9 protein-coding genes are annotated in these 11,496 nt (G+C 28.1%); 1 reads left to right on the plus strand and 8 read right to left on the minus strand.

Going from position 1 to position 11,496, the window contains the following annotated elements:
• Together ACRC8M_RS07420 and ACRC8M_RS07425 are read right to left on the minus strand one after the other, a co-directional pair.
• The coding region (locus ACRC8M_RS07420) for a hypothetical protein (RefSeq protein ID WP_438528552.1) at positions 1-211 on the minus strand (211 nt) is incomplete at its 3' end.
• Between the two features lie 14 nt (positions 212-225).
• Positions 226-3,780 carry a hypothetical protein gene (locus ACRC8M_RS07425; RefSeq protein ID WP_438528553.1) on the minus strand — a complete coding sequence of 1,185 codons (3,555 nt, stop codon included), beginning with the start codon at positions 3,778-3,780 and terminating at the stop codon, positions 226-228.
• A 300-nt stretch (positions 3,781-4,080) separates the two neighbouring features.
• On the opposite strand from ACRC8M_RS07425, the gene ACRC8M_RS07430 reads away from it, so the two are divergent.
• Positions 4,081-5,484 carry a hypothetical protein gene (locus ACRC8M_RS07430; protein WP_438528554.1) on the plus strand — a complete coding sequence of 468 codons (1,404 nt, stop codon included), beginning with the start codon at positions 4,081-4,083 and terminating at the stop codon, positions 5,482-5,484.
• Positions 5,485-5,520: 36 nt separating this feature from the next.
• Here the strand turns inward: ACRC8M_RS07430 and ACRC8M_RS07435 are convergent, their stop codons facing one another.
• The 6 genes from ACRC8M_RS07435 to ACRC8M_RS07460 all read right to left on the minus strand — a co-directional run bounded on the left by ACRC8M_RS07435 (position 5,521) and on the right by ACRC8M_RS07460 (position 11,351).
• Positions 5,521-6,030, minus strand: coding sequence for a hypothetical protein (locus ACRC8M_RS07435; RefSeq protein ID WP_438528555.1), 510 nt, complete (start codon positions 6,028-6,030; stop codon positions 5,521-5,523).
• Positions 6,031-6,068: 38 nt separating this feature from the next.
• Positions 6,069-6,845, minus strand: a complete 777-nt coding sequence (locus tag ACRC8M_RS07440; protein WP_438528556.1) for an HTH domain-containing protein — start codon at positions 6,843-6,845, stop codon at positions 6,069-6,071.
• A gap of 142 nt (positions 6,846-6,987) precedes the next feature.
• Positions 6,988-7,500: a peroxiredoxin family protein gene (locus ACRC8M_RS07445; protein WP_438528557.1), complete on the minus strand. Its 513-nt coding sequence runs from the start codon at positions 7,498-7,500 to the stop codon at positions 6,988-6,990.
• Positions 7,484-10,135 (minus strand): hypothetical protein, encoded by a 2,652-nt coding sequence (locus ACRC8M_RS07450; protein ID WP_438528558.1) that lies wholly within the window; start codon positions 10,133-10,135, stop codon positions 7,484-7,486. The genes ACRC8M_RS07445 and ACRC8M_RS07450 overlap by 17 nt, the downstream gene beginning before the upstream one ends.
• A gap of 24 nt (positions 10,136-10,159) precedes the next feature.
• Complete coding sequence (locus tag ACRC8M_RS07455; protein WP_438528559.1) at positions 10,160-10,504, minus strand: hypothetical protein; 345 nt, start codon at positions 10,502-10,504, stop codon at positions 10,160-10,162.
• 10 nt (positions 10,505-10,514) lie between these two features.
• On the minus strand, positions 10,515-11,351 hold the full coding sequence (locus ACRC8M_RS07460) for a hypothetical protein (RefSeq protein WP_438528560.1): 837 nt from the start codon (positions 11,349-11,351) through the stop codon (positions 10,515-10,517).
• Between the last annotated feature and the right edge of the window lie 145 nt (positions 11,352-11,496).

The raw sequence follows: 11,496 nt of genomic DNA on the forward strand, positions 1-11,496 counted from the left end.
TTCCACCCACCGCTAACTCTTGAGATTTTACAACATTTCCTGTAATCAAATCTATTTGATTGACTCTTATATTTCCACTTCCTAAATCCTGTATTAAAAAGCCATCTCTTAAGTCAGCTGGAAATGGCCCTGCTATTGACACTAAACTATTTATAAAAAAGACTAATATTAGTATTAAACTTTTTACATAGTCCTTATGTTTTAAATTCATAATAACCTCCCTCGCTAAAACTTACCAATAACGTTGATAAACCAACCCTTAGCACTATAATCTAAATCACTTAAATCGTCATCAAACTCAGTAAAGTTATATCCTACCCCTACCTTTAAGTTTTCTTGTACCTCTTTATATACTCCTAACAGTGCTCCGTGTTCATAAGAATCATCTGTTATATCTCTTAAAATATGATACTCACCAAAAGCATACCAGCTTTTAAGAACCTCATAATTTAATCTTACTGCATACAAATCTAATTTAGAGTTATACCAATCTCCCTCTCCTCTTCCAGCACGATATTCTTCAGTACGGAAGGCATATTTACCACCGATATCAAGTCTTTGAGTCAACTCATAAATACCTTCTAATGATAATATGTGAGCCTTTGTATCATTTGTTGCATTAAACTGATTATTAATTCCTATATTTTGAACATACTCATATTTTCCTATAAGATTTAATTTATCATTCCAAACTGGTCTATACCCCAATCCCAAACCAGCTTCAACTGATCTATCATCCTTTTCCTCTTTTGCATCTCTATATAGATAGTTTAACTCTCCAAATAAAGTATACTCATCATCCAAAATCCATTTTCCTCTATTTATAGTAGCCCATCTATCTGCAGACATTCCTGCACCTTTATCTTTTCCAAATTCAAGTTTATTTCTAATCATAAAATCTCTAACATAATATCTACTATAAACACTAACTGATGTTCTTTCTAAATTACCACTGTATGTATCTAAATTTCCTTGCTGAACTAATGTCCCTACAGTAATCTCTTCAGAATAAGCATAATCTACACCATAAGATTGCAATATTCCTTTTCCTACATTATCTTTTAAAAATTGATTTTCATGATACATAGATGTTTTTTGATCGTATATAAATTTTTGTCCAACTGTGAAAGTATGCTCCTGCCCATAATTAGATCCAAAATCGTTGTTATCATCTAAAGCATATCCCATATAAAGGCTATGGTCTGGTGTGAAGTCATAAGTTCCTAACACTTCCACTCCATTCCCTTTATTTCCTGTACTTCCCTCTGCATTTAAACGGAACTTATCTGTTACTCTCAAATCTGTTCCTAGAGTATAGATATTATTTGCTCCATAGTTATCATCCCAAACTGATGTTTGTACAATTCCATATATTGTTCGATTTGGTTGAAATTCATAGTCTGCTCTAACTCCAGCTAAAAGTGCTTCTTCATCTGCATTATCAAATCTCTCTATTCCGCTTTCTCTATTTTTTAAATATTCCAATTCAACTGATAATTTTAATTTTTCTGTATATTGATACCCTAAAGTTCCATTTATTCTATCCTCTTCCAATGATATTGGATTACCTGTATAAAGGTCTGAATCATTTTCTTTAAATTTATTTGCTCCAAATCCAATATCCCATTTATCTGCCAATTGAAATTCACTTGTAAATCCATAATCATCATGCTCACTACTATTTGAAAATCCTGCTGTTGAAAATCCCTTGTCTTTTCTGTTATACCAAAATGTTCCACTATCTCTCATATCAAATTTTTCACTAAAATCTCTAAAAGCAATCTCTCCTGAAATAGAGTACGCATCCCCTGAAATATTATTGAAATACTTCATTGGATTCCCTATTATCTCCTCATATTTATCTCTATCTAAAAAAGAGTCGTATCCTCCATTAAAAGAGAAGTTATTTATTAAGGCCTGCGTTCCCTTAGAGTGAGCATATTCAAATCTCATAAAAGTATTATCTGTTTTCCGTAAAGTTACATCAACACCTTGTAATTCATAGTCCTCAATTTTATCTCCTCTAGCCTCTGATACCAGAGTTCCACCAATTGCTACGTTATCCGTTACCCAAGACTTTCCTCTAACTCCATAAGTTGTTTTTCCAAAATCAGTTTCATTTGAATAAAACTCATAGTCTACCACTAAATTTACGTTATCCCCATAATATGGCTGATCTTTTATTATTCCACCATCAGTTGATGCTATTATAGTTGGCAGCGGATTCTTTAAAATAACTCTACCTTGAAGTTCATTTACATCATAGTCTCTTCCATCTTGTAATACAACTTCTCTTAAAATTCTTCCTGTTCTACCATCTGTAACCTGAACTTTTACCTTAGCACTTCCTACGACTATATCTTGGAAACTCAGAAAGTAAACACTTCCCCCAGTTCCTCTAAACTCATCTCTTGTAAACATTGTTTCAGGTTCACTTACAAATACATTTGCCTGGGATTTAGTCTCTCCAAAACTCGTAGCTTCATCACTTGAATAGATTCCTTGAAATCCATATAAACTTCTATTATAATCTGCATAATAATTTCCAGTAAATCCTGTATCAAAACTACCCCATAAAATACTAGATTTTTGTTTTTCTAATTTTACATAAAATTTTCCAGCTGTATCTGTATCTCGGTAGTATGTTGATCCATCTCCTAAATTGAACTCTATGTCGTCTCTTTCAAGTTTTTCAAATAAATCTCTTGGTCTTCTTTTTGAAAACCCCTTAAACAAATACTTTGTTTCCTGTTCCCATGTATCTGCTTGAGCCGTTAATCTGTAATCTTCCCAAACTCTTTTATAGTAAAATGCCAATCTACCTGACGAGAATATACTTTCATCATATTCATAATTATCTTGAAGAATTGCATTACTACCAGATACATAGTTTTTACCAACAAACAAATCTGCTATTCCAACTGCAAAAGTATAGTTAGATGGAAGGTACACATCCATTCCATAATTATATTCGTTTCCTTCTGTATCCGTCATCAGCACAGGAAGATTTAAATCTCCTATCATATCTGTATAATATTCATAGGCAAAATCTCCTTTATAGTCTAAATTTACTTGTTGATTATTTACTGATAATTTTTGTACTCCTTGCAAATCTTTTCCATAAACTCTTACCTTAGAACCTCTTAATTGAATATTTCTTATAACTGCCCCATCATCACCGTAAATACTATTTGCTATATCAACATTTTTAGTAGCATTAATTGGTGGTACAAACTCTATTGGATAGATAGCCGTTTGATCAAAACGTCCCTCTTTATCATAAACTTTTAAAGTATAAAAATACTTATCTCCATCCTCTATTTTCTCTTTTGAATAGGTAAGAATAATTGGCTTATTTAACACAACCTCTGTTCCCTCTAATTTAGCAACAGGGTCTAACATATGGGCATCCTCTCCATCATAGACTAGTATCTCCCACTTTTTTATAACTTCTTGATAATTTGTGTAAATAAAAAATTCGACTCTTTCCGAGTCTATATTTTGTTTTTTATTTGCTTTTATTGAAAGTTTTGGCTCTCTTGGAATTGGATCAACTATGGAATAAATATATCCCCCGTTGTTTTTTAAACTTATTTTACCTGGTGTGATTAAATCTTCTTCTTCATATGATTTGTCTAAATTAATTTGTGCATCAGTATCTGTGGAAATCTCTTTTAAAATAATTTGGTTATCTAGTTTCTCTTCAGTGTAAGCACTCCGTACTACAATAAGAAATGCTGATAAAAGTAGTATCTGTTTAAGGTATTTTTTATCACTCATTAACTTCACCCCTCTTAAAATATTTTTATTTATACTATTTTTCGATTTTTTTCTTTTCGTTCCTTTTTATTGAAAAAAAGTTTTAGAACAAAATAAAAAAAGTACTAATAGAACAATTTTTCATATCCATCAGTACTATTTTTTTATTATCTATTTTTTTATAATTTTTATTTTATCTATTTTTAACATGAAAAAAGTCAAAATTATACTCTTATTTTTTGAAAAAAGGAAACAAATAAAAAAACAGTAAATATTGTCGCACTGTTTTTATTTATTTCATGTTATAATCGGGGGGAATCTATGTATATAAATAGCAAACATCTTCAAATTTTGAAAGTTATTAAAAATAACCAAGTGTCTACAATTAAAGATATTAGCGATATTTTTTTACTTTCTCAACAACATACGAAGCTTTATCTTGAAGATATTTATTGTGAACTTTTTTTTGAACCATCTCGTGACTTAAGAAGTGAACTTGTTATAGAAAAGATTCGTAATTTTTCAAATGCTAAAAATATTTTAAAAAATTTACAACAATTTACTAAAAATCAAAAAATCTTTTATGTCATATTTCATTTAATAAAAGATCAACACATTATACTATCTCATATTTGCGAAAACTTAGACTTAACAAAACGAAACTTAAATAACTATTTGGATGAAATTTCAAATATACTTGCTCCATATAATCTTAAAATTAAGGTTACCAATAAAGGGTTAATACTTCTTGGAACTCCTTTTTCAATAAAAAATTTTAAGTATTATTTAGCTTTTAAATTTCTTATTGAGAAAGATTTTCTTCCTAAACAATTAAGAAATGAACTGCTTGGATTTTTAAAAGTTGAAAATTTCTATAAATTAAGAAAAGATATATCTAGGTTTATTAAATCAATTAATTCTACTACAGTTCTTCACTCTGAAATATCTTTATTTTGTTTTTATCTTGCCTTTAAGGCTGACGAAAAAGAAAAAAAAATCGCCGATATTTCTCTTGAAGATGCGTTAAAATATAAACCAAAATACTATGATGAAGATTACTTTTATGAAATTTTTAACTTTTTAAAAAATAGTGTTTTTAAGGATTTATCTTCAGCTTCACTTAATTCATTCTTTGATTCAATTGATATTTTTAAATGTTCTAAAACTCGTTTTGAGAAATTTGTTCAAAGTATAGCTAAAGATACTCAACCTATATTTGCTAAATATATAGGTAATCATATCTATGAAAGTTTGGATTTTTTTAAGATTATTAACCCTTGGATTAGTTATAGCTACCTTAAAGATATCTTTTATGTAGAGGATTTTACTTTTCTAGATTTAAATCTCAATTATTTTTCAAACTCTAACATAGTTGAAATGACTAAAGAGATTAATCAAATTCTACCTAAATTTTCTATTTTTGAAAGTATTTTTATTTGGTATTATTTTTCTGAGACTAAGCCTAAGCTCTCTCATAATATTTTTATTTTTAAAACTCTACCTTCATCAATACTTCCAACACTTATAGAAGAAATCTATAAAAAACACAATATCAAAATATCTAACTACATAAATATAAAAGAGTTTAATGAATATCGAAAATATAATATTATTGAACAAATTATTACAGTGGAAAATATACATATTTTTAATAATCAGATTCCTATTAAAAATCTATATTTCCCAATTCCTAACTTCAAAAAAATTGTACCTCTTAAAGCATAAAAAGGATTAAATCCAGATGGATTTAATCCTTTTTAATTATTTTCTATTTTTTAAAATAAAGAATTTTAAATCAAGTAAATTGGATTCCAATGGAAATCTATTTATTCTATAAACAGGTGTTTCTAATATATCATTTATATTTCCACTTGATATTATTAAGTCATATTCCTTTTCACAGCCAAATATTTCAAAAATATGTGATGAAACTTTATCAACCTCTTTAAAATTAAACATATTTTTTAATTTATTTAAAATAATATTTTTTACACTATCCACTTCATCTGAAACAAATAGTATTTTCATCTCTTTAAAAAATTTATAATTTTTAAATAACATACTGTTATATAGGATATAAAATATACTTTGAATATCTTTTTTTATTAATTCCGTATTTTTTATTTTCTCTGAAAACTCTTTATAAAAGTTTGTTTCACACATCTTCTCTGGAATTGGAATTCTTTCTCTTACCTCATTTATCTCAAATAGTAAACTCTCCATAAGGCTCTCTTCATCCTCTAACTCTAGTTCAGTAATAACTTCGTGCAAAACATCTTTTATCTCAAATATTTTACCTTTCTTGTCATCTACCTTTTTACTTTCAGCAACAACTTTTTTATAAACTCCTCTCCTAATTCACAAAGAATAAATTCTGTTATCTCCTCTGTATTGTATTTTTTTAGACCTTTTTCCAATTTATGTCTTGTATTTATAGATGCCAACTTACAAAACACTTTATTGTAATAGGTCAGAGTATACTCTTCACCCAACACCTCTTTAACTCTATCTTTTAAAATATCTGGGGCTATATCTCCAACAATCTTTCCAATTATATTTTTTATTAAACTTGGAAGATTTATAAACTGTTTTTCTATAATCTCATAGATCTCTTTTTCTAGAGCTTGAACAATATACTCATCATCTCCTGTTAGTTTTATCCCCTTTGACGGAAGCTCTTTTATCTCTATAAATACTTTTTTCAACTCTTCTTTCACTATAATTAAATCTTTTTTTAATGTCGTTCTAGAGCTATTTAAATACTCAGCTTCTTTTGTTAAATTTATAATCTCCTTTGAAAAAAGTTTAAGTTTTAAATACCTCCTTCTATTTTCAGAAAACATTCCACTAAAATCATTAATTATTTTATTTATCTCACTATTTTTTAAATTTACTGTGAAAACTCCTTTTTCACATTTTTTTATCGTATCTAATTTATACATTTTTAAAATATAGTTTATATTATCTATATCGTATCTTATTGTTCGTGTGTGGACATTGAAGTTTTCAGAAAGTTTTTTTAAAGTAAACTCATTTGTTTCATTTAAAACAGATAAAATATTTATACATCTTTCATTTATTACCATTCAACATATCCTCCCCAATAATTTTTTGTATGAGGTATTGTATCTCTTTTCTTTCAATTAGTCTTTATGAAAAAAAATTTATTTATTTATTCTTTTTTTTCACTATGAAAATTTATTTTTATTTTTATTTATTTTTTTCACACTATTTGAACATCTTCATATGTTTATATCCTGTTTCTACATTGACATCCTCTAAAACTCCCTCTTCATTTATTAAAAATGTTGTTGGAATATTTATAATTCCAAACTGCTTATAAAGAGATTTGTCCTCTGTATCATAATATGGAGTAAAAGTATAACCATTTTTTCTCATGTATTCTTCTACTTTTTCTTTATTGTCACTCTTGTAAGGTCCAAATACAATTATAAACTCAATGTTACTATCTTTATACTTTTTATCATACTCAGGTCCTAAAATCTCTTTTTCTTTTATACAATCAGGACACCATGTTGTTGTAAAATTTAAAAATACTTTTTTTCCTTTTAAATCTTCAAGTTTTATAGTTTTTTCGCCATCCAATGAAGTCACTTCAAAATTATCCACCTTTTCTCCAATTAAATATGTTAGCTTTTGCTCTCTTGGATCTCTTTCAATAGAAAAGCATATACTAAAAACTAACAACATAAACACTATTATTTTAACTATTTTTTTCATCTTTTCCCTCCGATATCTTTTCTTGAACTAGTTCTTGTGATTTTTCATCTTTTTCTTCGCTTTTTTTACTTTCTACAATTTTGTCTTCATCATCTAAAATTTCACTTTCAACTATTTCTATATTTTTTACTAGGAAGTTATTATCCTCATAGTAATCTCCTTCACGTCCACTTTTTACACTTACTTTAAGCTCTTTTTTATCGAACTCTCCTTTGTACCTTTTACTATTTGGAATAATTTCTACTGTGTACTCTCCCGGTAAAATATCCTCAAAGAAATAGTACCCATCTATCTCTGTTACTGATCTTTTTAATTCTTCATCTCCTCTCTTTAAAACTATATCTAAGTTAGCTATTAACCCATCATATCTTCTTTCATCCACACCTACATCACTTTCAATATAACCACTTATTAAAGAGATTGGAACTAGAGGAATATCAACCTTAACTCCAGAAGATATTGATCCTTTATATTTTATTATCTCCTTACCTTGAGTAAGCATGGGATCAATTGATTCTCTATTCACATCTATTGAATGTAATTCTCCACCACTTATATTTCCAATTATATATTTTCCATTTTCTTTTACTCTATGTGATCCACCTGATGTAGTTACTTCTGCTCCTTCGTATATATCTTCATTTTCGTCCATAACTCCATTTGCGTTTTCATCTACAAATACCTTCCCTTCAACCCAACCATCTGTTACATTATTGTTGTTTATCGGCAATAATGGATTTCCTAAATAAACGGTCTTCTCTATTCTTCCACCTATTATTGTTTCTTTATTGTCTGTTTTTATGTCTGGGAACTCAATATATATATTATTATCAAATAGGTATGTAAATCTTACTTCAAAAAATGCCCCCTTTTCTTTTGAATGTCCAACTTCAAAAGCTGCATCAACATTTTTAAAAAAACTATCTTCTGAAGTAGGTTTTACTAAACTCAATTTTATTTCATCATCTATAACTTTATCTTCTTGATAATTTATTTTTCCTTCTAAAATCGCTGCTATCCCTTTTATCCCATTATAATTAAGCTTTATCTGTGTTCCATATCCATTTGATTTTACCTCATTTGTAGATGAATATTCATAATATTCATTTGATAAACTCATTCTAAAGTTTCTACTTATAGTGTAATCTAAATTTAAGTATATCTGATAAAGATTTTCATCTTCATAAGTATTAGCAAAATAACCTACACTCCCTGTAAAACGCCTAAAGTTCTTACTTAAATCCACATTGTATGAATAGTCTTTTCTTAGTCTATCTGATATCTCTATATTATAATCTTCGTATCTAATAATCAGGTTACTGTCCCACGGCAATTTTTGTTCTAAAATACCTTTAAATCCCATACTCTCTGAATTGAACTCCTCTAAAAGGGTTCCTGAGATTAACGTCGGATATTTCTCTAATCCAAATCTATACGCCACTCCAGCTTCTAGTACATCATACTTTACACCATCCCTATTTTCTAAAAATGATGTTCCTATAGTTGTTGTTATATTTTTAGTTAAACCGTATTTATACTTTGCTAGATACTGATTCTTTTTCTCATCATTTCCTATTCCACCTTGAATTACAAAGTCGTTTTCACCCTTATTTAATATATTTTGGTTTCCTAAAACATAGATATCTTTAACTTCTACTCTACCATCCTTATAATAAATTTTTATTGTATAGTTATCTGAAGAGGATATATTTAAAGGAGTAAATTTAAATTTATTATCTGTAGGTAACTCAAAATCTTCTAAATTTCCATTTCTATATAATTCGACTAAATTAGAATTTTGAGCCTCTCCCTCTATTATTGTTCTATTGTCTACTGCCGTTCCGTAATATTCATTTTTGGAAAAACTGATACCTCTAAGGTTTCTCTCAGCATCAAATATGGAGTCACTCTCTAAATAAAAATCACCAAAAATTAAATAATACTCACCAAAAACCTCTTTATATCTTAACCTAATATAATCAAGGTCACTTTCCGGATATATTTTTTGAGTCATCTCAAATTCCCCATATAACAACTCTGTCCCGTAATCTATATCAAATGAATAATCATTGTCCTCTATATTAGAATTACTATATATAAATTTTAACATTCCCGGAGCTAAAAGCTTTTTTTCTTGAAAAATATAATCTCCTTCCTCTTCCAACTCTTGTTCTTTTTTAGCCATAGCCAGTCTTGTTCTTTGATTGTTTAGTTCTAAAGAGTACTCTCTAGGTGTTTTAAAATCTGGAAAAAGAGTAAGTATATATCTTTCATCATCCCATTGGTAATTAGGTATATAGAAATACTCCTGTAAATCTTTTAACTTTATAAAAATATCATCGTCTAAGTCTATTGATGCGTTTTCAGGTATTCTCACATCTACCTCTTTTTCTGCATCTAAGGCCCCCTTTACTCTTCTTCTTTTCCGATCAAAACGAAGCCCATCTATTTTAGTAAAATCAATAAACTCACCAACTCCAATATAAATTTCCTCTGTTTCATCATCTATTAAGACTCTATAAAATTCATTTTTTTGCCCTTTCATCTCCAGTTCTACAAAGGCTTCTTCTGGAGCGGAAAAAAGAGCGGCTTTTAAAATACAAAATATTAATACTGTTTTTTGCAATCGCATCATTTTCTCCCCCTATATTTATATTTTTTACCATTTAGAACTATCACAATTTGCAATAACTTTTTTTCTTTGCTCCTTTTCAAGCTTTAATGAAGTATTCTCTGCCGCACTTCCTTTAATTTGGACTAATCTTTTTAGATGTTTATTTTCTAAATATATCTCTTTATTCGCCTTTACTTTATTAACTATAATATTTAAAGATTCAACTACTCTAACATCAATTCCTAAGTTATTATTTAAATACTCTTCTTCTATATTTTCTTTAATTATTTTTTCATATAAATCTATATTATTTTTATACTCACCCTCAAATCCTAAGCTTCCAAAACACAAAGTTGTTAATAAAATATAAATATTCACTGTCTTCCACATATTATCCCCCCTATCTTCTTATAATAACTTTTCTATTAATACTATTCTTCTCTATTGAATAATCTAAATACTCATAAAAAGCTTTTACTACGACAGTTTCTTTATACTCTCCTGGCTTTACATTATTCACAGTTGAATAAACTCTTCCATCTAAAATAATTTTTTCTTTAATCTCATCTTTCTTTGGAAAAAAACCTAATATATTTACCTTCTCACCTTTATCTGTTCTTTCTGATAAAAAATCTACTTTATTTTTACTATTTAATGTCACAACCAATTGTCCATCAGCCATCACAACTTGTTTTGGATATTGAAAATATAATTTAGTGTTACCTACATCTTTTTTATCAATTCCTAAATCCAATGTTATCTCAGGATTTTTTTTACTACTTATACCATTTTTAGGAACTCTTGATGGAATTAAACCAAAATCCATACTACCTCTTACTTTTAAAGATAGCTTACCTTTTTTTCTAAACTCTATAGCAATCTCTCCTCGTAAAATATCTGTTTTTCCTATTTCATTTAAGTATTCAATTCTTCCTATAACTATTTTTTCTTCTGCTGACTCTAACTTTGATTTATAAATAAATTCTACATTTAAATTTCCATCTTCTATCTCGTAGACATTATTTTCTTTTTTAGTTCCATTCACTTTTAAAATCTCTATATCTCGTTCAGGTATTAATTTTATATTAAACTTATTTTTATAACTAAAGATACGTCCATCAACTCTTCCTTTATAACTCATTCCACTTTTTTCTAAATTATATATTTGTCCAAGTATTTCAGAAGCAAGTATACAATTAGATATCACCAAAAATATAGCCACTAACAGTTTTTTCATTTTCACCACCCTCTATATGAAAAGAGGCATAGTATTTGAAACTATGCCCTAATCTATTCTTCTCAAAACTACTAGAATCCGTCGTAAGATCCTACTACTGTTGCATGAGCTGTATAAGTTTTTCCTGCAGTTAGCAATCCAACAA

It is taken from the genome of Cetobacterium sp., assembly GCF_051653945.1.
GTDB lineage: Bacteria > Fusobacteriota > Fusobacteriia > Fusobacteriales > Fusobacteriaceae > Cetobacterium_A.